The following is a 23,848-nucleotide window of genomic DNA, read 5'->3' as shown; positions in this document are numbered from 1 at the left end:
TTTATAAAATAGGAATTACTCTGCTTTAATTAACACACCATCTGCCATAAAACGCAACTCGCGTTCTGGCTTTGTGATTGCAGCAATCTCCTCTTTGGATTTCCCAGCATCTTCAGCCATGTGACGTAACTCATCTACAGATACTTCTTCTAGATAAGCTTTACCTTCTACAACGGCATTTCCATCTTTAGTATCCGTAGGCACAAAGAATCCGTAATCTTTGAACTTTACAAACACTTGTTCCTCATCTGCTATATCTAAGCGCATCCAGCAACCTTTTGAGGCGCAAACATCATTAATAGGTGCTTCAAATTTCACAACTGCAGTATCACCTTCGGCAAGTGCTGCATATCTTTCTGCTACCTCGCTTTTGGTTAATGAATTTTCTAAAGAAATTGCAGCTCCATAACTCACATACTCATCTTGTAGCGTGGTATTTGCAGATTCCGCTTTCGCGAAAGCGTTATCATTAGCACCTTCATGCTCCTTACAGCTCATTATAGTCAAGGCAATTAAGAATATTGTTGCTAATATCTTCATAATTAGTTCATTTTAGTTTGTACATCGCAAAATTATGCAAAAATCATTCATTGAGGACGGTAAATCGCTAAATTTGTAGTTATGGAAACAACCTCTACACTTCGTATCGAAAAGCGCAACGCCTCAAAAATAGGCGATGTGGACTTTAGTAACCTTGCTTTTGGAAGCGTTTTTACTGATCATATGTTCTCTATAGAATATGCAAATGGTGCATGGCAACAACCAGAAATCGTTCCTTACGGACCGATACCTATGGAGCCTAGTGCTAAAGTTTTTCATTACGGTCAAGCCGTTTTTGAAGGAATGAAAGCCTTTAAAGATGACAACGGAGATGTCTTTTTATTCCGTCCAGAAGATAACTGGGCTCGTATAAATAAATCTTCTGCCCGTCTTGCTATGCCAGAACTTCCTAAGGATATCTTTATGGAAGGACTTACTGAACTTTTAAAACTAGACGAAGCTTGGATAAAGGCTGGTGATGGTAACTCATTATACATACGCCCGTTTAACATAGCAACACAATCTGGAGTTTCTGCATCACCTGCAGATCGTTATAAATTTTTAATCATACTTGCTCCTGCACAGTCTTACTACTCTGGAGAAGTAAGTGTAGTTTTTGCAGAAAAATATAGCCGGGCAGCAAGCGGTGGCGTAGGATTTGCAAAAGCAGCAGGTAACTATGCAGCCCAGTTTTACCCTACTAACCTTGCTAAGGAAGAAGGATACCAACAAATTATCTGGACAGACGCAAACACACACGAATACTTAGAAGAGGCAGGAACAATGAATGTATTTTTCCGCGTAGGAGATACACTTCTTACAGCACCTACTAACGATACAATCCTAGACGGAATCACACGTAAGAGTGTTATCCAACTGGCTAAAGATGCTGGAATCACTGTAGAAGTGCGCCCAGTAGCTGTAAAAGAAATTGTTGCTGCATCTGAGGCTGGAGACCTTAAAGAGATTTTTGGTGTAGGTACAGCAGCAGTAGTGGTTCCTTTTAAAAGTTTTGCTTATAAAGGTGAAGATCACAAACTAAACGCACCAGAAAATAGCTACGGTATGAAGTTTAAGAAAGCTTTAAACGACATACAGTACAACCGTTCTGAAGATAAATATGGCTGGAGAGTTGCTGTAAAGTAACACCCAGTGCACTTATATCAAGTCCCAAATCCCGCAAGGGTTTTGGGACTTTTTGCTTATAAATAAAGGCTATTCATGTATCTTAAATACGAACTAAAGACTTTTTAAGTAACTTAGAGCCACAAATAAATTAACCATCATATTATGAAAAGAGGCAGTGGTCTTAAGATCAGATTACTTATTGGTGTTGCTATTGTTGCTTTTGCACTTTTTAAAAATTGCAGCAATCGCGAGGAAAATCCATATACAGGAAAGGTACAGGCAATAAGTATGTCTCCAGACGAGGAGATAGCAATGGGGATTCAATATGCCCCGCAAATGGCAGAGCAGCATGGCGGTTTACACCCAGACCAGCAACTTCAATCTTTTGTAGACCAAGTGGGAAACAAACTTGTACAAGAAAGTATGGCTCGTGAGACACCTTATAGATATGACTTCCATTTATTGCGAGATGAACAAACCGTAAACGCATTTGCACTCCCAGGAGGGCAAATATTTATTACGTATGCCCTACTTTCAAAACTTGAAAATGAAGATCAAGTCGCAGGTGTTCTTGGACATGAAATAGGTCACGTTCTAGGTAAGCACAGCGCAGAGCGTGCCGAAAACTCTAGCATGTGGTCTACCATCTCTATGGGTGCAGAGGTAGGCGGCGGCATGGGCGGTGCTGCTGGTTCTATAGGTCAGAGTGTGTTACTAGGTAACGGCCGTGATGATGAGTTAGAAAGTGATGACCTAGGGGTACGTTTTATGATACGCGCTGGGTATGACCCATACCAGATGATAGGTGTGATGAAAATACTTAAAGCAGCAAGTGGTGGCAGTAGCCAGCCAGAATTCTCTAGCACACACCCAGATCCAGAGAATCGTATTGAGCAAATAAAGGAGAGTATCCAGAAATATGGTTACACGGGTCCAGCTACAATGTAGCGCAACCGTTTTCGTTAAAACCCTTATAAAACCTCGCTCTCGCGAGGTTTTGTTTTTATCTTTACGTTATAACCTAAGAAAATGAATAAGAAAACAATACTCATGATACTTGATGGATGGGGCATGGCTCCAGACAAGAAAGTATCTGCTGTAGACCAAGCGCAAACGCCATTTATAGATAGCCTTTACAATAAGTACCCACATGCTCAATTACTCACTCATGGTGAGAATGTAGGCCTCCCAGAAGGTCAAATGGGTAATAGCGAAGTAGGCCACATGAACCTAGGTGCTGGTCGTATTGTATATCAAGATTTTGCTAAAATCAATAAAGCACTCAAAGATGATACGCTTAAAGATGAGCAAGTATTGAAAGATGCTTTCGCTTTCGCGAAAGAAAACAATAAATCTGTTCACTTTCTAGGTCTTGTTTCTGATGGAGGTGTACACTCACACATCAACCACCTTAAAGGTCTTATTCTCGCTGCCGAAAATGCAGGAGTTCCTCAATCTTACATTCACGCATTTACAGATGGTCGTGATGTAGATCCAAAATCTGGAAAAGAACTTATAGGAGATATTTCTGCTTTCGCGAAAGCGCACAACGCACAACTAGCATCTGTAATAGGTCGCTACTATGCGATGGATAGAGACAAACGATGGGAACGCGTTGCTCTTGCATATAATCTAATTACCAAAGGTGCTGGAACACCTACTAAAGATGTTGTACAATCTATTCAAGATAGCTACGATGCCGGAAAAACGGATGAGTTTATTGACCCGATATTTGTAACCCAAGATAACGAGAGTATATCTACCGTTCAAAAAGGTGATGTGGTGATCTTCTTTAACTTTAGAACAGATCGTGGTCGCGAACTAACAGAAATGTTGTCTCAAAAAGATTTTCTTGAGCAAGACACTCAAAAGCTAAACTTGTACTACGTTACCATGACAAATTATGATGACACGTTCACAGGTATGAAAGTCATCTATGATAAAGATAACTTAGTAAATACCTTAGGAGAGGTACTTGCAAATGCTGGAAAAAAGCAAATACGCATCGCCGAGACTGAGAAGTACCCACACGTAACATTTTTCTTTTCTGGAGGCCGAGAAGAACCTTTTGATGGAGAGTCTAGATTGCTCGCACCTTCACCAAAGGTTGCCACCTACGACTTACAGCCAGAAATGAGCGCCTTTGAAATACGTGATAAGATAGTTCCAGAAATAAACAAAGGAGAGGTAGATTTTGTTTGTCTCAACTTTGCAAATCCAGATATGGTAGGTCATACCGGTGTTATGGAGGCAGCAATTAAAGCTTGTGAGACTGTAGATATTTGTGTTAAAGACATCGTTACCACCGCCGAAGAAAATGACTACACCGTAATCATCATTGCCGACCATGGAAATGCCGAGGTAATGATTAACCCTGATGGCTCTCCAAATACGGCTCACACAACAAACCCTGTACCCGTAATTCTAGTTGACAAGGATATCAAGAAAATTAATAATGGTATTCTATCTGATATTGCTCCTACGGTTTTAAAACTATTAGGCGTGAATCAACCGGGGGTTATGGATTGCACACCACTAATATAAATTACAAAGACAATGAAACATTTTTATATAACACTCGCACTTCTTGCTCTTATGTCAAGTTGTGATAGCTCAAAAAAAGCAGTAGAAGCCACTCCTACCCCTCAAGTTGCAGAAACTGTAGAACCAAAAAAACCTGCCAAGCCTGCACTCCCAGCGGTAGTGGCAAAACCTGCTCCAAAACAAAAGACTATGCTCGTAGGCAAGGAAGATAGAAGTGCGCTCAAGCAAGCTCCTTTTGATAGTTGGTTTAATCCTAACTATGCAAAATATGTAGTAAATACAGATTACATAAAAGACATAGAGAAAGGGCTAGAAGGTGTTACTATCACTACTTTTATGGGAACATGGTGTGGAGATAGTAAACGTGAGACCCCTAGAATGTTTAAGATACTTGATGAAGCTTCTTTTAAAAATCAAGACTTAGAGCTTATCACAGTAGATCGTACCAAGAAAAAACCTACAATATATACCGACGGGAATAACATCATACGTGTACCTACTTTTATCTTTAAAAAAGATGGTAAAGAAATAGGACGTATTGTGGAGCGTCCAGTAGAAAGTCTAGAAGAAGACATGCTTAAAATTTTAAATGGAGAACCTTATAAACACTCTTATGAAAACTAATATTATTGCCTTAGCAGCCATTATAGCACTCACTTTCTCTTGTAAAGAAAAAACCCCTACCGAAGAAGTTGTGGTGGTAGAAGAAGTAGAAGTTGTAGATAAAAATGTGGACGACAATGGGATTGCCATTCTTTTAGGCGCACAAGAGCGAGAAACCCTAGAGTCTGAACCATATAACGAATGGTTTATGAATAGCTATAAGAATCATACTATAAACATGGAGTCTCTTACGGCTATAAAAGAAGGTCTCAAAGACGTAAGAATTACCATATTCATGGGAACGTGGTGTGAGGACAGTCAGCGTGAGGTACCTGCTTTTTTCAAAATTCTTGATGAAGTAGATTATGAAAGTGAAACTGTAAAACTTATCACTGTTTCAGAGGACAAAACAGCTCCAGAAGAACTAGTAAAAGGAAAAGATATAACAAATGTGCCTACATTCATTTTCATGAAAGATGGTCAAGAACTAGGTCGCATTGTAGAGTATCCTCTAGAAAGCTTAGAGAAAGATATGGCAAAGATTCTATCTGGCGAAGATTATAAGCATGCTTATGCTGAGTAAATAGACGATTAATACTTAATCTTAAAACCCTCATCTTCATGAGGGTTTTATTTTTTTATATAATTTCAAAGGAGCTATGATTTTTATTAGCTTAGCGCCTTAAACATTAATCAAAAAACAATCAATTTATGAAATGGTATTTAAAAGTAGTAAGAGACAATTATGCAAACTTTGAAGGAAGAGCGCGCAGGGAAGAGTATTGGATGTTTGCGCTTTTTAATATTATTTTCGTAATGCTTTCTTATATTCCACTTATTGTTGGAGCAATTATGGAGAGTGAAGCGCTAATGATGATAGGAGGTCTATTACTTTTTCTGTACATAGTCGCTCTATTCATACCTAGTATTGCGGTAGTAGTGCGCAGGCTTCATGACCAGGGTAAAAGCGGCACTTGGTACTTTATAGGCTTTGTGCCATTTATAGGCGGTATTTGGTTATTGATACTTATGGCTACAGAAGGAACTCACGGCCCTAATCAATACGGTTCAGACCCAAAAGGTGACTTGATACAATAACAACTATTTATTTATAAATAAGGGCTTCTAATAATTCATTAGAAGCCCTTTGCTATTATGTATAACTAACCGTTGATCTTTTTGTAATTTTGCATAAACTTTAAAGCAATCGAAACAACAAAAACCATAGCTGTAGATTTTGACGGAACCATTGTAGAAAATGCGTACCCGGGGATTGGTAAGCCTATGTTATTTGCTTTTGATACCCTTAAAAAATTACAACAAGAAGGAAACCGCCTTATTCTATGGACCTATAGAAGTGGCGCTCGCTTAGATGAAGCGGTTCAGTTTTGTAAGGATAATGGCATAACATTTTATGCCATAAATAAAAGCTATCCAGAAGAAGTTTTAAGCGAAGAGATAAGCCGCAAGATCAACGCAGATATTTTTATTGATGATCGCGATGTACGTGGTATGATGGGCTGGGGAGAAATCTATCAAATATTAGGCAGCAGTGCCGAGAAATCACCTACGCTAAAACAGAAACGCAGTAAACCTGCTAGAAATAAAACAAAGAAGAGCTTTATGTCTCGCATAGAGGAGCTTTTTAAAGACGAAAACGCATAATGGCAATTATACAGAAAACAAGAGAAGAGATAGAATTAATGCGTGAAAGTGCGCTAGTAGTATCTCGTACCTTAGGCATACTTGCTGGAGAGGTAAAACCAGGAGTAACCACACTATATCTCGATAAGATAGCAGAAGACTATATACGTTCACAAGATGCGATTCCAGGTTTCTTGGGTTTATACGATTTTCCGAACACACTTTGCATGAGTCCTAATGACCAGGTTGTTCATGGAATTCCTAACAACAAACCTCTTGTAGAAGGAGATATTATCTCTATAGATTGTGGAGCTATCAAAAATGGCTTCTATGGCGATCACGCCTACACATTTGAAGTAGGCGAAGTAGCACCAGAAGTAAAGAAATTACTTGAAGTTACTAAGCAATCTCTTTATGTGGGAATAGAACAACTTAAAATAGGGAATCGCGTAGGTGACGTAGGGTATGCTATTCAGAAATTTACAGAAGATCATGGCTATGGTGTAGTGCGCGAACTTGTAGGTCACGGTCTAGGAACTACCATGCATGAAGATCCAGAAATGCCTAACTATGGTAAACGTGGACGTGGTAAAAAGTTTATAGAAGGGATGGTAGTAGCCATCGAACCTATGACTAATATGGGAACTCGCAATATCACACAGCACAATGATGGCTGGACGATTACTACGCGCGATAATAAACCAAGCGCTCATTTTGAACATGACGTAGCTATACTAGATGGCAAGCCGGAATTACTATCTACTTTTGCTTACATCTATAAAGCACTAGGAATTGAGAGCGATGAGGAAACTCCTTTTCGCCAGCAAGCTTTAGTGCTTTAACTAGTGAAAAAGCTTTTCAAATTTTTCTTAAACGCCATTCCGCGACCTTTATTAATAAGGGCTAGTTATGTGGTGAGACCTATTATGGCTACCTTTTTGAAAGGTGACCGTTACGAGGATCCTATAGACGGAAAAACATTTAAGAAATTTTTACCGTACGGTTATGGTACACCAAGAGAGAATGTACTGTCTCCATCTACGCTCTCACTAGAACGTCACAGACTCTTATGGCTTTGGTTACAACGGGAAACAGATTTCTTTACTTCCCCAAGAAAAGTGTTGCATTTTGCTCCAGAGCAAGCTTTTTATAAACGCTTTCGCGAAAGCGCACACCTTGATTATACTACCACAGATTTAAACTCTCCGCTAGCAGATGTAAAAGCAGATATATGTGATTTGCCTTTCGGCGAAAACAGTTATGATCTCATATTCTGTAATCATGTATTAGAGCATATCCCAAATGATACTAAAGCGATGCAAGAATTATATCGCGTGTTAAGACCAGGTGGGATGGCGATTTTACAAATTCCTCAAGAGCTAGATAGAGCCTCAACCTTTGAAGATGACACCATCACAGATCGTGACGAAAGAGCTAAGATTTTTGGACAATATGATCACGTTCGTGTCTACGGTCGCGACTATTTTGACAAGCTAAGAAGTATAGGGTTTAAAGTAGACGAAGTTGATTACACAAACACCCTATCTCAAGAAGAAGTAGATAGATATAGACTAGCTCAAGGTGAGATACTACCTGTTTGTTATAAGTAATCTACGAGGTTTTAATCCTGAATATATTCCTCAAACCCCTCCGTCATATACACTCCACCGTCATAAACTAAGTAAGCCTCTACGTCTTGACCTTTTAAAGCTTCCTTAGCACGATCAAGGCCCATTGCCATACATGAAGTTGCCCAAGCATCTGCCGTAGCGCAATCTACTGCGATAATGGTTGCACTAAGGACATCACTGCGTTCTGCAGAACCCGTAAGTGGATTTAAAGTATGAACGTATTGCTCGCCTGTAGTTTCATCAATACGATTCTTCCTATAATTACCAGATCCAGCCATTGCCTTGTCTCTTAGACCTACCAATACGCTATGTGTACGTTTTTCTAAAGGCGAGTCAAGATTTTCTATTCCAACTATCCAAGACTCTTGTTTTCTTTCATTAAATCCAGAAGCCACTATTTCTCCTCCTATATCTACAAGAAAATTACGGTATCCTTCTTCATTCATAAAGATGCCAACTCTATCCACACCATAACCTTTTGCCACAGCATTAAAATCAAAATATATCTCTGGATAAGTCTTTTCGATTTTATCATTTTCACTGAGCGTTACCTTATCCCAACCTACATACTTCATTAATGAATCAAGAGCCGTGCTATCAATTACCTTAAGCGCCTCTGTATCTCCAAATCCATACGCATTACGCAATGTTCCTACTGTAGGGTCAAAATAGCCTGATGTGGCTTTATTAAGCTTTCGCGAAAGCGAATACACATCCTTAAACATATCATCTATTACAATAGTACTATCTCCTCTATTAATCTTAGAAATATCACTATCGGGCAAATAGGTGCTCATTGATTTATTAACTGCATAAATAACAGAATCAATTCCTTTTTTGATACGAATTGCGTCTTGCTCTGGACCAAAATATTTTACTGCATACGTAGTTCCAAATGCATCTCCTTGGATGGTAATCTCATCTGCTACATTAACTTGCTTACAAGAAAGAATAGTAATGGCTAGAAAAAGTAAAAGTAATCTCATTAAGTTATTTCTTGAAGTCCGTTGTATATCTCTCGATAAGGCTTATCCTTCTCTACTGGTAATTGATAATTATCACCATGTCCTAGCCCTACTCCAGCATAAAAAGTGCGGGCTTCAAACTTTATAGCATGATCACGCATTCTTATCATTTGCGCCTCGTCATACAGATTTGCATCTTCTGGGAATGTACGAGCTCGCACGATAACAAAATGTAATTTTTTATCCTTGAGAGCCACAAACTGTGGATCCTTTTTAAGCTTAGAATTTACTGCCATAAATTCGTAGCCTTGACTAGTAAGATCATCTCCCACGATATTCATCGCGAGGTTATGAAGCTCTTGTTCTGTGAGGAGTTCTGCCATAATACAAAGATAATATTCATGTTTATTTCTACCTAACCACCCGTTACTTTTGAAAGCACTCAGGAGGGTAGAAACACAAAACCCGATACATTGCTGTATCGGGTTTTTAGGTTTTCGCGAAAGCGAAATTATATACTATCCTCCAAAGTCATCAAAACGAATGTTCTCATCTGGAATTCCATAATCTTCTCCCATCTTTTGAACAGCGTTATTCATAAGTGGAGGACCACAGAAATAAAGCTCGATATCTTCTGGAGCCTCATGTTTACTTAAGTATTGATCAATTACTACTTGGTGAATGAATCCTGTAAATCCATCTCCCTCTGCATCTGTATCTTCTTTTACTTTCCAGTTGTCTTCTTCCATAGGCTCAGAAAGCGCTAGGTAGAACTTAAAGTTAGGAAATTCTCTTTCTAACTCACGGAAGTGCTCAAGGTAGAACAATTCACGCTTAGAACGTCCTCCATACCAGTAAGTAACCGTGCGTCCTGTTTTAAGAGTTTTGAATAAGTGATACAGGTGAGAACGCATAGGCGCCATTCCTGCTCCACCACCTACGTAAAGCATCTCAGACTCAGACTCGTTTATGAAGAACTCTCCATAAGGACCAGAAATTACTACTTTATCACCAGGCTTTTGTGCAAATATATAAGATGAGGCAACCCCAGGGTTAACATCCATCCATTGGTTTTTTGCTCTATCCCATGGTGGAGTAGCAATACGTACGTTCAACATAATCTCACGACCTTCAGCTGGGAAGGAAGCCATTGAGTATGCACGCTCTACGGTTTCATTATTTTTCATGGTAAGTGGCCATAAACCAAACTTATCCCATTCTGCTTGAAACTTATCTGGAGTTTCATGCTCCTCTGGGTGAGCCGTGATATCAATATCTTTATAATTGATTGTACATTCAGGGATTTCAATCTGAATATAACCTCCAGCTTTGTAGCCCATATCCTCTGGAATCTCTACTACAAACTCCTTAATGAATGATGCTACGTTATAGTTACGTACTACGGTTGCATCCCACTTCTTGATCCCAAATACTTCTTCTGGGATAGTGATATTCATATCTTGCTTTACTTTTACCTGACAAGCAAGACGCGCTCCATGAGCAAGTTCTTTACGAGAAAAGTGTGGCGTTTCTGTAGGCAATGCTTCTCCACCTCCTTCAAGAACGTGACACTCACACTGTATACAAGTACCTCCACCTCCACAGGCAGATGGTAAGAATATTTTGTTGTTACCTAATGTAGAAAGTAATGTACTTCCTGAGGCAACCTCTACTTGTTTCTCTCCGTTTATTGTAATTGTTACAGGCCCCGATGGAGATAGCTTTTGCTTTGTAAAAAGCAATAATCCCACGAGCAGTAACGTAAGTACCAAAAAGGCAGCGATTGTCGCGATGACAACGCCGGACATTGATGCGGCTAGTATCATAATTAGTTTTCTTTTTCGTTAGCAATTTTGTCAACAGCGATCATAGCTACCGGTTGACCTTCTTCTTTTACTTCTATCTGTGCAGCTTCTACTGCTGGAGCTTCTTCTTCATCACCTCCAGTAAGCATTCCTCCAAAACTCATAAATCCTATTGCCATCAATCCTGTGATGATAAATGTAATCCCTAATCCTCTTAAAGGCGCAGGAACATTTGAGTAACGTATTTTCTCACGAATGGCAGCAATTGCAAGAATTGCTAAGAACCAACCTATACCAGAAGATATACCGTAGTTGAAGGCAAGACCTAACGTTTGGATATCTCTAGATTGCATAAACAATGACCCTCCTAAGATGGCACAGTTTACTGCAATAAGTGGTAAGAAAATACCAAGTGAGTTATACAGTGATGGCGAGAATTTCTCTACTACAATTTCCACCAGTTGTACCATTGTTGCAATAGTTGCAATAAATAATATAAACGATAAGAAACTTAAGTCATAATCTGCATACTCGGGACCTAACCACGCTAAAGCACCGTCACGTAATATGTACTGATCAAGTAACCAGTTAATAGGCACTGTTACCGCAAGTACAAATATTACTGCAGCTCCAAGTCCTACAGCAGTAGTAACTTTTTTTGACACCGCTAGGTATGAACACATTCCTAAGAATGTTGCAAATACCATGTTATCGATGAAAATGGATTTAAAAAATAATTCAATATGCTCTAACATATCTTTGATTTTATAGGTTTACGCTTTCGCGAAAGCGTGAAAATTAATTCTTAGTTCTCTTCTACTAAAGCAGGATTTCTTGATCTCTGTACCCAGATAATCAAACCTACCACAATAAGTGCCATAGGTGATAGCAACATAAATCCGTTGTTCTCATATCCTATACTGTACAGTCCTGTTTTTTCAATAGGATCTCCAAGTACTTTAAATCCAAGAAGTGTTCCTGAACCTAGGAGCTCTCTAAAGAAACCTACCATAATAAGTATCACACCATAACCAAGTGCATTACCTATCCCATCTAAGAATGATCTATAAGGCCCGTTTCCTAAAGCAAATGCTTCAAAACGCCCCATAATAATACAGTTTGTAATAATCAGTCCTACAAAGACAGATAGCTCTTTACTCAGCTCATAAGCAAATGCCTTAAGCGTTTGATCTACCACAATTACTAGCGTTGCTACAACGATAAGTTGTACAATGATTCGAATTTTTGAAGGAATCACATTACGTAAAAGCGATATTACTACGTTACCAATCCCGAGTACAAAGAGTACAGAAATTGCCATTACAATAGATGCTTTTAGTTGCGCTGTAATTGCAAGTGCAGAACAGATACCTAATACTTGAATAGTAATTGGGTTATCATCTGCAAGCGGATCAAGTATAAGTCTTTGATCTTTTTTTGATAGTATCGCCATTATGCTTTGGTTTTAAAATCTTGAATAAATGGAACGTAATTCTTAAGTGTACTCTTAATCATTGCACTTACACCATCACCTGTGATGGTAGCTCCTGCAAGAGCATCTACTTTATTATCTCCTTTACGTTCGTTTTTTGGATCGTTATTACCCTTTGCTACAGTGATTCCAGAATATTGTGTCTTAGACATTATCTGCTCTCCTGTAAAGTCATCCATAAAGTAACGTTCCTTGATGTTTGCACCAAGTCCAGGAGTTTCTCCTTTGTGATCAAAGTATACACCTTGTACTACTAAGTTATCATCAAGAGCAACGTAACCCCAGATAGCGTCCCAAAGCCCTTTACCGTACATAGGTACAACATAAAACTTCTGACCATCTTTCTCTCCTACAAATAAAGGCATCTTACGCTCATTTTTAGGTAATTTACTTTGCTTCTTCATATCTACAGTAAAAGCCTCATCACTCTGTGTGATTTTACCACTCTGTATAATGTAAGCTTCCTTGATGTATTTATCATACTCTGCCTCTACCTTATCAGTAGGGATAAAGTTAACACCACCTTCACCTTGAACATTTTCATTCACACCCATTGCATACAGAATGTTCTGTTGCTTTTCAAAGCGTTCATTTTCTTTAATTGCTGGCTTAAGACCTGTTGCAAGTCCTGCAAGCACTCCTCCTACTACAACTACCATAATAGTTGCAAATAGAATCGTATATCCGTTTCCGTCTGTCTTTGCCATCGTTATGCTGTTTTAAGTTTAAGACGTTTCATTCTCTTCTTCACATTACCTTGAACCACGTAGTGATCAATAGTAGGAGCAAATACGTTCATTAATAAGATCGCAAGGAATACTCCTTCTGGGTATGCTGGGTTAAATACACGAATCATGATAGAGATAAATCCTATTAAGAATCCGTAGATGTATTTTCCTTTATTAGTTTGCGATCCTGTAACTGGATCTGTTGCCATAAACACAGCACCAAATAAGATACTACCTATAATAAGGTGTTGCCAGAAAGGAACACTCATTAATCCGTAAAACTTACTTGAGCTATCAATCCATCCTGCGTCAACTACACCATTAAAGATAAGCCCCATTACTAGCGCTCCTGCTATCGCAGAAAGTATGATTCTCCAGCTTGCTATCTTTGAAAAGATCAAAAATGCCGCTCCAAAAATGATTAAAAGCTTTGAAGTTTCTCCTACAGAACCTGGTATAAAACCAGCAAACATGTCCCAGTAGTCATAAGCAACAGTACTATTCTGTGCATAACTACCTAAGATAGTTTCTCCAGAGATTGCATCTGGCTGTCCAGCCATATCTACTGCTTGGTGTACCCATACTTTATCTCCAGACATCCAAGTAGGATATGCAAAGAATAAGAAAGCACGGATAGTAAGTGCAGGGTTAAGGATGTTCATCCCTGTTCCTCCAAATACTTCCTTACCTATTACCACACCAAAGATTACTGCTACCGCAAGCATCCATAATGGAATATCAATAGGAACAATAAGTGGCACAAGCATTCCCGTTACTAGGTAACCTTCTTCTACTTCATGTCCTTTTATAACTGCAAAAATAAATTCTACAAGAAGACCTACACCGTAAGAAACCACCACAAGTGGTAATACTGTCCAAGCTCCCATTGCAAAGTTATCCCAGTTCCAGAAATTTCCATCAAAGAAACCTACAGCCTTATACTCTGCTGCTGTTCCAGCTACTTCTGCAACTGCGTAGTAATGCTGGTATCCAGCATTAAATATTCCAAATAACAAACAAGGAATCAATGCGATGATTACCGTATTCATTGTTCGCTTTAAATCATCTACCGCTCTTATGTGACCACCACTGTGTGTAGTCTCGTTAGGAGCGTATAAAAAAGTGTGAAGTGCGTTGAAAGCCGGAGCCATCTTCTTCCCTTCATACTTCATTTTAAGCTTATGTAAACTTTCTTTCATTCCCATAACTTATCCTATTTCTTTATACATAACATCTAATCCCTTTCTGATAATTTCTTGATGTGGCTGTTTAGACACACACATGAATTCAGTAAGTGCAAAATCTTCTGGAGCTACTTCATACATCCCAAGTGCTTCCATCTCATCTAGATCTTCTACCATACAAGCCTTAAGGATTTGCATAGGGTAAATATCTAAAGGAAAAACCTCTTCATAGTTTCCTGTTACTACAAACGCACGGTGCTCACCATTTGTATTAGTATCAAGATCGTATTTCTTATTAGGTTGCATCCATGAGAACGTAAGTGCTCTAGATGGTGATATCTTATCAAAAACAGGCTTATTCCACCCAAAGAATTCATAATCATCTCCTTCTGGGATAGCTACAAACTCTGTTGCATAAAAACCTAGAGCTCCTTCTGGACTCACTTTACTACCAGTAAGTACATTACCAGAAATAAAACGATTATTATCTCCCTCTACTCCTGCAGCATATGCGAATGTAGAAACCTCTGCCCCTATCATTGTCTTATAATACTTAGGTGCTTTGATAGATGAACCAGATACAGATATTACACGTTGTGCACTAAACTTACCCGTAAGCAACAACTCTCCAATAATAGCTAGATCCTGCGCAGCAATCGTCCACACAGTTTCACCTTTATTAATTGGGCTCGTTTTATTTATTAAAGTTCCAACGTTCCCAGCTGGGTGTGGTCCTTTTACTGTATGAGTTACAACATCTTTAAGTCCAGAAAAAATAGAAGAGCTTGCTCCTATAGATACATGAACACCTCCAGAGGTAAGCGTTGCAAGCGCAGAAACTGCTGCTTGTAAGTGCGCCTCCTTCCCTGCAAGAACAAAATCAAGATCTGCAGCAAGTGGCCCAGTGTTTAATCCAGAGATAAAAATCGCCTTTGGAGTTACTGTTGGATTTGCAACAACATCATAAGGACGTTGCTTGATAAATGGCCAAACTCCTCCTTCAAGTAATCTCGCTTTTACCGCCTCTGCACTTGCAGATGCTCCTAAAGCTCCAAAATCACGAGTAGCACCAGCATAATCTGCTTCAATTACAATATCAGTAATCACACGGCGTGCGCCACGCTTGATTTCTGTAATTGTTCCAGCAACTGGAGATACAAATTTGATTTCTTCTTGAGACTTTGAGTAAAATATTACATCCCCAGCCTGTAGGGTCGCTCCTTCTTTTACGACCATTTTAGGGGTAATGAGATGAAAATCTGAAGGTCTAATAGTAATGGTACGCGATCTAGGCGCTTCAGAAATTGTTTTTTCTGCTTCGCCTACTAATCGGATATCAAGACCTTTTTTGATTCTGATGTCTTTTGACATATGTCAGTAGATTTATGTTATCTAAAATCCTCTTAAATTGAGGTTTGCAAATTTACATAATACCGTCCGTATTTCCGAGTGTGACTAAGTGAAAGTATTATTTATAACACTTCTAAATAATGTTTTACACGACTCATTAAACAAAGCTTCTCAAAACACTATATTTCAAACGTTTTCACCGTAAAAAATATCTCTTTTTAAGATTCTTGTTAAGCGTATTTGCTTAGGCCTAGGCAAAATTAATTTTTAAGTAACATCACATTGAGGTACACAATTCTCAAAAAAGAATGCAAAAACCTTGCAATCTCAAGTTACGCTCCATTTTTTCAGATTGACTACCCGCTATCATATTTTCGCGTAAGCGTAATGATCAAACATTATCATTTGCCACGCCATATTGATTAACGCAATATCTCGGCATCAAAATTGTTTATATTTGATATCCATCCATGTTTTATGAGACATTATTTTACCCTATTTCTGATTGCCATTTCGTTGTCTGTTGCTGCTCAAGCAGTGCAAGAACTTCCGGAACCTGCTTTTATTAAAACTGTACAGTTTAATGAGAACAGCACTACTGGAACCTCATTGCCTATTATAAAATTAGGAAGCAGTTTGCGCCTTTCCTTTGACGATATTATAGGAGATGAGCGTGATTATTTTTATAAAATAACGCATCATAATGCAGACTGGACACCTAGTAATCTCGTGCGGTCTGAGTTTATGGATGGCATGGATAATGTGCGTATCCTCGGGTTTGAAAACTCGGTTGCCACCCTGCAACTCTACACCCATTACGACCTAAGCATCCCTAACCAGATGACTAAGAGACTTACTAAAACAGGTAATTACCTCTTGAGTATTTATGATGAAGATGACAATCTTGTTTTCTCCCGTAAGTTTATGATTTTTAATCCTCAATATAGTGTGGGAGCAGAGGTTAAGAGGTCTCGCGACTTGAGATACATAGATAATAAACAGGTGCTACGCTTTTTCGTAGACTCTGGTGATGACCTCATTATCAATCCAAAAACTAATTTACATACCGTTCTCATCCAGAATAACAACTTAAAAACTGCTATTACAGGCATAAATCCTCAATATAATATAGGGAGCAAACTTGAGTATCGCTATGATCAAGAAACAGCTTTCTGGGGTGGTAATGAGTTTTTTAACTTTGAAAATAAAGATGTGCGATCTTCTACATTTGCCATACGCAGCATAGAGCTTAAAAGTCTTTACCACAATTATCTATACACAAGTCCCGCTCGTTATGATGAACCATACACTTACAATCCAGACATTAACGGTAATTTCTTAATCAACACTTTGCAAGGTCGCACACCACTTACAGAAGCAGAGTATGTGTGGATTCACTTCTCTTTACAATATCCAGAAGTTAGCGACGGGCAATCTATACATATTTATGGTAACTTCAATAATTATGTAATCGACAAGAGCACTGCACTAACTTATAATGGTGACTCACGCCGTTATGAATTACCTTATTTACTAAAGCAAGGTTTTTATAACTATCGCTACGTACTAGTGAATGCAGATGGAAGCATAGAAGAAAAAAAGAATATAGACGGCAATTTCTGGCAGACAGAAAATGATTATCAAATATTAGTGTACTACCGCAGACCAGGTGGACGTTGTGATGAACTCCTAGGATATGGCACTACAAATTCTAGCCAGATTACAAATTAATCCTGTTGTAAACAGTTAGTATTACTTCTTTACGCTTTCGCGAAAGCGTATCCTTCTAAAAATCCTATATTTATATCGTGAAGGAAACAGAAATCAAATCAACTAGCCGAAAGGCAATGCGATATAGAGGAGTAGAGTGCTTAAACTGCAAGCACCCTCTAGAACTCTCCGACCGCTTTTGTGCATACTGCGGACAGATTAACACCACTAAGAGACTTACTCTCAAAGATTTTTTCAATGAGTTTATACTGAGCGTGTTTACTTATGACTCTCGTTTTAGATACACTGTAAAAGATTTACTCTTCAAACCCGGCACCATCACCAGGTATTATGTAGACGGCAAGCGTCTTAAGTATGCAAACCCTTTTCGGTTTTTTCTAAGCGCCTCTATTTCTTACTTTATTATACTTGCTATCATCGGCTTTGTAAACGGTAATAATGACTTAGACTTCACAGATGATGGAGTCATACAGCTCAGTGTTGATGATGCACAAGGAGATATTGACACAATAAAAGACATTACTAAAGATATCAACATAAATGAATTTCAAAACCTCAACCAAGAAGATGCAGATCTGCTAGAAGAAAGAATTAATAATACTATAGAAAATAGTGTCTCAAAACTTAATGAGCGAAAAAAGATAAAGGACTCCACAAAGAGAGCCGTCAAAAAAGTTCCTTACAGCACCCGCTCTGAAGCTTCTATTGACGGGATGTACCTTTCTAGAATCGCCACAAAGGGTGAAATTTTTTATGATTTCTTTGAGTATACAGAAATAAGTGATCCAGTAACTGCTCTCGATAGTTTAAACTTTAGCAAGACTAGAACAAACATTTTTTTATATAGCAAAAATGAAGATATAAAACGTATAAAAGATAATCCAGCACGTTTTTTAAGGTTCCTAGCTTCTAAAATTCCCTTTTTCTTATTCTTTTTCGCACCAATTTTTGCACTCTTTTTGTGGCTGATTTATTCAAAAAAACGATTCAACTATATGGAACATCTAGTATTCATATTCCATATCTTTAGTTGGGTCTTTCTAGTACTACTCATTGCCTTAATTCCAGACCTACTTATTGGGGATGAAATAGTTGCATCACTCCTACTTCTATTAGTAGGTCCTTTTTACTTTTACAAGGCACTTCGTAATTTTTACAAACAAAAACGAAGGTGGACGTTACTAAAATTTGTATTTTTAAATATCATATTCTATTTAGGAGCAACATTATTTGCCGTGATTTTCTTTGCAATCACTGCATTTTTATTTTAAGAATGGTACAACAAGTTACAAGAGGAATTAAAATTTCTGTAGAGACTACCTTTGAGGGCACATTTTATAAAAATCATAAAATGCGCTACGCCTTTGGCTATAAAATAACGATTGCAAACCAGAGTAAAGATAGCGTGCAACTTATGGCTCGTCACTGGAGAATAACAGATGCCCTTAGCGCACCAGAGACCGTTGCCGGAGAAGGTGTCATAGGTAAAAAACCTGTTCTTAAACCTGGCGAAAGCCACACCTACAGTTCTGGATGCTTGCTCAACTCTGCCTTTGGGGCAATGCAAGGTTTTTACCAAATGGTAAACTTTACTACTACACGTAATTTTAGAGTAAAAATCCCAGTATTTAAGCTGAGTGCACCGTTTGCTTTAAACTAATAGCCGAGAATTTTTGAGAAGTAAGCTCAAGGCGAAAATGTGAATTCCCCTGTTCAAGCGTACAAAAAGCACAATTACTATCGTATACAAAACGATAATTACCCATCACCGAAAAATCCTTTGGAAAAGTGGTCACACCCTCAAAATCCTGCTCACCAAACTCAGTAAATCTTCTAACAATGCCTTTTATCTCAGAGAGAATCTCAAGATGAAAATAAGCACTACTACCTGTGCCCTCTAGAAAGTAAACGTTTTCTGGCAACACACCCTCATTTTCAACAGTGTATGCAGCGGGAACTCGTCTATCAAAGTAATTTGTAAGATTCTCGCGTAGCGCAGTAGAGTTATATGGCGCAATTACACCATTAAACACCTGATAAACCCCTTCTTCAGAAGCGCTTTTCTCAACATTACCTACGGTACTCGGTGTGAACTTCTTGTTACGCTTAAGGTATTTAATAATAGTCTTATCCTCTGTACTAGCTAGTATCGTCTCTGTAACAAAACGAGCGCAATTACTTCCTATTTTTCCAAAGGCTTTATAAGGAACACTGCCCTGATTTTGTAGTGAATGAATGTAAGCAAGTGCTTTCTCATAATTAATAGCCGAGCAAAGCGAAGCTACAAGTCTTCCAGATCCATGCGTTTTTTCTGGATGTGCATCTAGCCAAAGCAAAAGCTCATCTAGATTTTCAAGTGTTCCACCCTCCACAATAGCCGTTACAGGTACTTCAAGCTCTACATCTGTATTAGCTCCTCGCACACGCCCTTTTCCTTTGGGAGTAATATATCTTCCGAAATCAAAATATTGTGCTTTACCAGTCTTATTTTCTATAAGCACAAGTGCCGCATGACCCGCTTTAATGTGAGTACGCGTACCAAGACCCATCAATGGTAAAATTTTACACATGAGCTCATCAGACATTTTTACAAACGTATCTGGAAACGCGAGCACTATAATCTTCCCGTTATATATCACGCAGGTATCATTTCAAATTGAGCGGTGTGAACTTCTTCCTTTTGAAGGTCATTATACGTCATCACGCATGTATCATCTATTTTCTCCACCTGAGTAACACTTACTGTTTTTAAAAGTCCGCGATTGATTTGTAAGTCAACATGCGCATCTCCTTCTCCTGCTTTGGTGTGAAATTCAAACAAACTCTCTTTACTCCAATCTGTAGTTTCTTTAAATGCAGCAAACCACGTACGACGTTTTTCTTTCATAGTAGCATCATATAAGGTAGATGAGGACCATATTTTAGGCTCATTATCTAATAATGTTATATGTGCTTTATCACCATCCCAAACTAATTCTGTCGCTTTGAGATCACCACTCCAATCTATAGCAACAATTGTAAAAGGTTCAATACCCTCATAATTGAACGTATCGATAGCCTCAGACAAATCGGCTGCCTTAAGAAGTTCTTTTACAACGATGCCACGGCTCATTCTGTAACTTTCTTTTCTCACGTGTATTTCAAAACCTCCGTTAAGCAAGCATATCATCCTATTTTTTTCGGAAATACCTATCCACGTTCCACCAGCGACGGCGTCTTTTGGGAATAGCATTTTTGTTCCATCTACATCATAAAAGTCTGGAGCGAGCGTAGTTCTACCCACCGCCTCATCACGATTAGACGTAAGAATGAACGTATTATTTTCTTTCGGAATATAAGTTACAGTGCACATTGAGGGATAAGTCGCAGTTTAATGGGTGAAATTACGAAAAAAAGAATGGTACGGTTTCCTTAAACATGTTTCTAAGTTACGCTTTCGCGAAAGCATAAAAACCCCACTTGTTACACTCTTGCCAAAGACCTGTATCATCCTATCTTAAATTTGTAACTTTACAATTCGTAAAAAACAAAACAAAAAAACATCATGGGAAAAGGATTTTTTCAAGTTCCAGTTGCTGTAAACGAAGAGGTAAAATCGTATGCTCCAGGCTCTCCAGAACGCGAGGCGGTAGCAGCAGCTTATAAAGAATTATTTAATGCACATACAGAAGTACCGATGTACATCAACGGTAAAGAAGTGCGCACAAAAAACACACGCACGATCACTCCACCACACGATCACAAGAAAGTGGTAGGTGAGTATCATCTTGCAGAAAAAACACATATTGATCAAGCAATCGCTGGAGCACTAGAAGCTCGTACAGAGTGGGCAGAGCTTCCATGGGAGCAACGTGCAGGTATCTTTCTTAAAGCTGCAGAGCTTATTGCAGGACCATACCGTGCAAAGATTAATGCTGCAACGATGATCAACCAGTCTAAGACAATCTATCAAGCAGAGATTGATGCTGCTTGTGAGCTTATAGACTTCTTACGTTTTAACGTGCAGTTTATGACAGACATCTATAACGAGCAGCCAGAGTCTACTTCTGGAGCTTGGAATAGATTAGAATATCGTCCACTAGAAGGATTTATCTATGCGATTACTCCTTTTAACTTTACAGCGATTGCTGCAAACCTTCCTGCTGCCTGTGCACTTATGGGGAATGTAGTAGTATGGAAGCCTTCTGATAGCCAGATGCTATCTGCTAAGATTATTCTTGACATCTTCCGTGAAGCTGGTGTACCAGATGGTGTAATCCAAGTTGTACACGGAGATCCTATCATGATTACAGATACAGTACTTGCAAGCCCAGATTTTTCTGGACTACACTTTACAGGATCTACACACGTATTTAAGGATATCTGGAAAAAAATAGGTGAGAACATTCACAATTACAAGACATACCCACGTATCGTAGGTGAAACTGGTGGTAAAGATTTTATCGTTGCTCACCCTAGTGCTCCTGCTAAGCAAGTTGCAACAGCAATCTCGCGTGGTGCTTTTGAATTCCAAGGACAGAAATGTAGTGCGGCAAGTCGCGGTTACATCCCTGCTTCTATCTGGGAAGAAGTAAAAGAGTACGTTATAGAAGATGTAAAGTCTTTTAAAATGGGTTCTCCAGAGGATATGACTAACTTCATTACTGCGGTAATACACGAAGGATCTTTTGACAAGCTTGCAAAATATATTGACCAAGCGAAAGAAGATGCAAATGCAGAGATCATCGTAGGTGGTGGACATGACAAGAAAAAAGGATACTTTATTGAGCCTACTGTTATTGTAACTACAGACCCTAAGTATACAACGATGCACACAGAGCTTTTTGGCCCAGTGATGACTATCTACGTATATGAAGATAAGGATTGGAGTGAGATGCTTACACTAGTAGATGAGACTAGCGAGTATGCACTTACGGGAGCTATACTTTCTACAGACCGTTATGCTGTACAAGAGGCTACTAAAGCTCTAAAAAATGCTGCTGGTAACTTCTATATTAATGACAAGCCTACAGGAGCAGTTGTAGGGCAACAACCTTTTGGTGGAGCTCGTGCATCTGGAACTAACGATAAGGCTGGTTCTATGCTTAACTTACTACGCTGGGTAAGCCCACGTATGATTAAGGAAACATTTGTAACTCCTACAGATTACAGATACCCTTTCTTAGCAAAGAAGTAATAGACTAAGACAACTATTAATGATAAAGCCCATTCTTTAAAAAGAATGGGCTTTATTTTTTTTTACACTGTTATGATTGGCTTACTGTATGAACCCAACTCCAGCTGTTGTATTTGTAATGGGGTCAATAATGATAAATGAACCTCCTTGTTTATGATCTGTATAACGATCATAAAAAAGTGATTTGGCAAGTTTAAAATGTACCGTTGCAATTTCATTAATTGTTACTTCACTTGCGCCAGCTTCTGGTATAGAAAAATCTGTAGGGATAATTTCTTGTATTTGAGACACCTTTGCAAGTATGCGCTGCGTTGTATGCTGTAGCTCGTACTTTTTACCCGCCGTAAGCACCATGTCATCCATCCAGCATACGGTTGCTGTAAGCTCTTTTGTTTGTTGAGGCACTTCGGTAGACTTCACAATGACATCACCTCTAGTTACATTAATATCATCTTCTAGCGTGAGTGTTATTGAGTTACCAGCTGGTGCTTCTTTAAAAGAATCTTTGTAGCTGAATATATCTTGAACCTTTGAAGATTTTAAACTAGGCAGTACCGTTATCTCGTCTCCTACTGCTATTGAACTTCCATACACCTTACCCGCATACCCTCTAAAATCATGAAATGCATTGGTTTTTGGTCGTATTACCGATTGCACTGGAAAACGCATTGGCGTATCGCTAGCTGCTTCTGGAATTACATTTTCTAAATATTCTAAAATAGATGGTCCTTGATACCAGTCCATTTTCGCGGAAGCGGAAGCCACATTATCACCAGTAAGTGCACTTATAGGAATAAACGTTATCTCTTGATCTTTATAACCACTCTTTGCTCGAAGTGCATCAATGTCATTTTTAATGCTATCAAAAACAGACTGATCATAATCTACCAAGTCCATTTTATTTACTGCAATTACCACGTGCTTAACTTGTAGAAGCGCATTGATAAAGAAATGCCTAAATGTTTGCTCGATAACGCCTTTTCTAGCATCTATGAGAATAATAGACACAGAAGCATTTGACGCTCCAGTAATCATATTACGAGTGTACTCTACATGCCCAGGGCTGTCTGCTATAATATAACTTTTAGTAGGTGTCGAGAAATAAATGTGTGCTACATCAATCGTGATTCCTTGCTCACGTTCTGCCACTAATCCATCTGTTGCTAGTGAAAAGTCTAGGTAATCATACCCTAACTTTTTACTGCTTTTTTCTATAGCCTCAAGTTTATCATCAGTAAGTGATTGCGTGTCGTATAACAACCTACCTATTAAAGTACTCTTTCCATCATCTACACTTCCAGCAGTTGCCAATTTCAATACTTCCATA

25 protein-coding genes are annotated in these 23,848 nt (G+C 38.7%); 13 read left to right on the top strand and 12 right to left on the bottom strand.

What is annotated here, in order from left to right:
* Window positions 1-15: 15 nt before the first annotated feature.
* Complete coding sequence (locus JM84_RS04680) at window positions 16-540, bottom strand: DUF4920 domain-containing protein (protein WP_013750211.1); 525 nt, start codon at window positions 538-540, stop codon at window positions 16-18.
* Between the two features lie 81 nt (window positions 541-621).
* Here JM84_RS04680 and JM84_RS04675 point away from each other — a divergent pair, with 81 nt between their 5' ends.
* From JM84_RS04675 to JM84_RS04635, 9 genes are all read left to right on the top strand, one after another.
* Window positions 622-1,686, top strand: coding sequence for a branched-chain amino acid aminotransferase (locus tag JM84_RS04675; RefSeq protein WP_013750212.1), 1,065 nt, complete (start codon window positions 622-624; stop codon window positions 1,684-1,686).
* A 144-nt stretch (window positions 1,687-1,830) separates the two neighbouring features.
* Window positions 1,831-2,616: a M48 family metalloprotease gene (locus JM84_RS04670; RefSeq protein WP_013750213.1), complete on the top strand. Its 786-nt coding sequence runs from the start codon at window positions 1,831-1,833 to the stop codon at window positions 2,614-2,616.
* Between the two features lie 81 nt (window positions 2,617-2,697).
* On the top strand, window positions 2,698-4,212 hold the full coding sequence (gene gpmI / locus JM84_RS04665) for a 2,3-bisphosphoglycerate-independent phosphoglycerate mutase (protein ID WP_013750214.1): 1,515 nt from the start codon (window positions 2,698-2,700) through the stop codon (window positions 4,210-4,212).
* A 12-nt stretch (window positions 4,213-4,224) separates the two neighbouring features.
* Window positions 4,225-4,836, top strand: coding sequence for a thioredoxin family protein (locus JM84_RS04660; protein ID WP_013750215.1), 612 nt, complete (start codon window positions 4,225-4,227; stop codon window positions 4,834-4,836).
* The gene (locus tag JM84_RS04655) at window positions 4,826-5,398 is read left to right on the top strand and encodes a thioredoxin family protein (RefSeq protein WP_144782991.1); all 573 of its coding nucleotides are present in this window, start codon (window positions 4,826-4,828) and stop codon (window positions 5,396-5,398) included. Before JM84_RS04660 ends, JM84_RS04655 begins: the two co-directional genes overlap by 11 nt.
* Window positions 5,399-5,526: 128 nt before the next feature.
* Complete coding sequence (locus JM84_RS04650; RefSeq protein ID WP_013750217.1) at window positions 5,527-5,913, top strand: DUF805 domain-containing protein; 387 nt, start codon at window positions 5,527-5,529, stop codon at window positions 5,911-5,913.
* 108 nt (window positions 5,914-6,021) lie between these two features.
* Entirely contained in the window at window positions 6,022-6,480 is a 459-nt protein-coding gene (locus tag JM84_RS04645; RefSeq protein WP_013750218.1) for a BT0820 family HAD-type phosphatase, read from the top strand.
* Window positions 6,480-7,301, top strand: a complete 822-nt coding sequence (gene map, locus JM84_RS04640) for a type I methionyl aminopeptidase (RefSeq protein ID WP_013750219.1) — start codon at window positions 6,480-6,482, stop codon at window positions 7,299-7,301. The genes JM84_RS04645 and map overlap by 1 nt, the downstream gene beginning before the upstream one ends.
* A 3-nt stretch (window positions 7,302-7,304) precedes the next feature.
* Entirely contained in the window at window positions 7,305-8,069 is a 765-nt protein-coding gene (locus JM84_RS04635; RefSeq protein WP_013750220.1) for a class I SAM-dependent methyltransferase, read from the top strand.
* An 11-nt stretch (window positions 8,070-8,080) separates the two neighbouring features.
* Here the strand turns inward: JM84_RS04635 and JM84_RS04630 are convergent, their stop codons facing one another.
* The 8 genes from JM84_RS04630 to JM84_RS04595 all read right to left on the bottom strand — a co-directional run bounded on the left by JM84_RS04630 (window position 8,081) and on the right by JM84_RS04595 (window position 15,635).
* Window positions 8,081-9,076, bottom strand: a complete 996-nt coding sequence (locus JM84_RS04630) for an FAD:protein FMN transferase (RefSeq protein ID WP_144782989.1) — start codon at window positions 9,074-9,076, stop codon at window positions 8,081-8,083.
* A complete protein-coding gene (locus JM84_RS04625; protein WP_013750222.1) occupies window positions 9,076-9,438 on the bottom strand; it encodes a hypothetical protein in 363 nt (120 codons plus the stop codon). Before JM84_RS04625 ends, JM84_RS04630 begins: the two co-directional genes overlap by 1 nt.
* 135 nt (window positions 9,439-9,573) lie before the next feature.
* Window positions 9,574-10,881, bottom strand: coding sequence for an NADH:ubiquinone reductase (Na(+)-transporting) subunit F (nqrF, locus tag JM84_RS04620; protein WP_144782987.1), 1,308 nt, complete (start codon window positions 10,879-10,881; stop codon window positions 9,574-9,576).
* A gap of 2 nt (window positions 10,882-10,883) precedes the next feature.
* On the bottom strand, window positions 10,884-11,615 hold the full coding sequence (gene nqrE, locus JM84_RS04615; RefSeq protein WP_013750224.1) for an NADH:ubiquinone reductase (Na(+)-transporting) subunit E: 732 nt from the start codon (window positions 11,613-11,615) through the stop codon (window positions 10,884-10,886).
* A 50-nt stretch (window positions 11,616-11,665) separates the two neighbouring features.
* The gene (locus tag JM84_RS04610) at window positions 11,666-12,313 is read right to left on the bottom strand and encodes an NADH:ubiquinone reductase (Na(+)-transporting) subunit D (protein ID WP_013750225.1); all 648 of its coding nucleotides are present in this window, start codon (window positions 12,311-12,313) and stop codon (window positions 11,666-11,668) included.
* On the bottom strand, window positions 12,313-13,059 hold the full coding sequence (locus tag JM84_RS04605; protein ID WP_144782985.1) for a Na(+)-translocating NADH-quinone reductase subunit C: 747 nt from the start codon (window positions 13,057-13,059) through the stop codon (window positions 12,313-12,315). Before JM84_RS04605 ends, JM84_RS04610 begins: the two co-directional genes overlap by 1 nt.
* A 2-nt stretch (window positions 13,060-13,061) precedes the next feature.
* Complete coding sequence (locus tag JM84_RS04600; RefSeq protein WP_013750227.1) at window positions 13,062-14,285, bottom strand: NADH:ubiquinone reductase (Na(+)-transporting) subunit B; 1,224 nt, start codon at window positions 14,283-14,285, stop codon at window positions 13,062-13,064.
* A 3-nt stretch (window positions 14,286-14,288) separates the two neighbouring features.
* Complete coding sequence (locus tag JM84_RS04595) at window positions 14,289-15,635, bottom strand: Na(+)-translocating NADH-quinone reductase subunit A (RefSeq protein WP_144782983.1); 1,347 nt, start codon at window positions 15,633-15,635, stop codon at window positions 14,289-14,291.
* 456 nt (window positions 15,636-16,091) lie between these two features.
* Between JM84_RS04595 and JM84_RS04590 the strand changes: the two genes are divergently transcribed.
* The 3 genes from JM84_RS04590 to apaG all read left to right on the top strand — a co-directional run bounded on the left by JM84_RS04590 (window position 16,092) and on the right by apaG (window position 19,005).
* Entirely contained in the window at window positions 16,092-17,345 is a 1,254-nt protein-coding gene (locus JM84_RS04590; protein ID WP_144782981.1) for a type IX secretion system plug protein domain-containing protein, read from the top strand.
* A 77-nt stretch (window positions 17,346-17,422) separates the two neighbouring features.
* Entirely contained in the window at window positions 17,423-18,616 is a 1,194-nt protein-coding gene (locus JM84_RS04585) for a DUF3667 domain-containing protein (protein WP_144782978.1), read from the top strand.
* A gap of 2 nt (window positions 18,617-18,618) precedes the next feature.
* Window positions 18,619-19,005: a Co2+/Mg2+ efflux protein ApaG gene (apaG, locus tag JM84_RS04580; protein WP_013750231.1), complete on the top strand. Its 387-nt coding sequence runs from the start codon at window positions 18,619-18,621 to the stop codon at window positions 19,003-19,005.
* Here apaG and JM84_RS04575 read toward each other — a convergent pair.
* Both JM84_RS04575 and JM84_RS04570 read right to left on the bottom strand, forming a co-directional pair.
* Window positions 18,974-19,984 carry a DUF6695 family protein gene (locus JM84_RS04575; protein ID WP_144782976.1) on the bottom strand — a complete coding sequence of 337 codons (1,011 nt, stop codon included), beginning with the start codon at window positions 19,982-19,984 and terminating at the stop codon, window positions 18,974-18,976. The two genes, apaG and JM84_RS04575, sit on opposite strands and share 32 nt — an antisense overlap.
* Complete coding sequence (locus tag JM84_RS04570) at window positions 19,981-20,697, bottom strand: NRDE family protein (RefSeq protein ID WP_144782974.1); 717 nt, start codon at window positions 20,695-20,697, stop codon at window positions 19,981-19,983. The genes JM84_RS04575 and JM84_RS04570 overlap by 4 nt, the downstream gene beginning before the upstream one ends.
* Before the next feature lie 192 nt (window positions 20,698-20,889).
* Here JM84_RS04570 and pruA point away from each other — a divergent pair, with 192 nt between their 5' ends.
* Window positions 20,890-22,521: an L-glutamate gamma-semialdehyde dehydrogenase gene (pruA, locus tag JM84_RS04565; protein WP_144782972.1), complete on the top strand. Its 1,632-nt coding sequence runs from the start codon at window positions 20,890-20,892 to the stop codon at window positions 22,519-22,521.
* An 81-nt stretch (window positions 22,522-22,602) separates the two neighbouring features.
* On the opposite strand, the gene JM84_RS04560 is transcribed toward pruA, so the two are convergent.
* Entirely contained in the window at window positions 22,603-23,847 is a 1,245-nt protein-coding gene (locus tag JM84_RS04560) for a sulfate adenylyltransferase subunit 1 (RefSeq protein WP_144782970.1), read from the bottom strand.
* Window position 23,848 lies beyond the last annotated feature (1 nt).

Source organism: Dokdonia sp. Hel_I_63, assembly GCF_007827285.1.
GTDB lineage: Bacteria > Bacteroidota > Bacteroidia > Flavobacteriales > Flavobacteriaceae > Dokdonia.
This window is presented reverse-complemented; position numbering and strand designations above follow the sequence as displayed.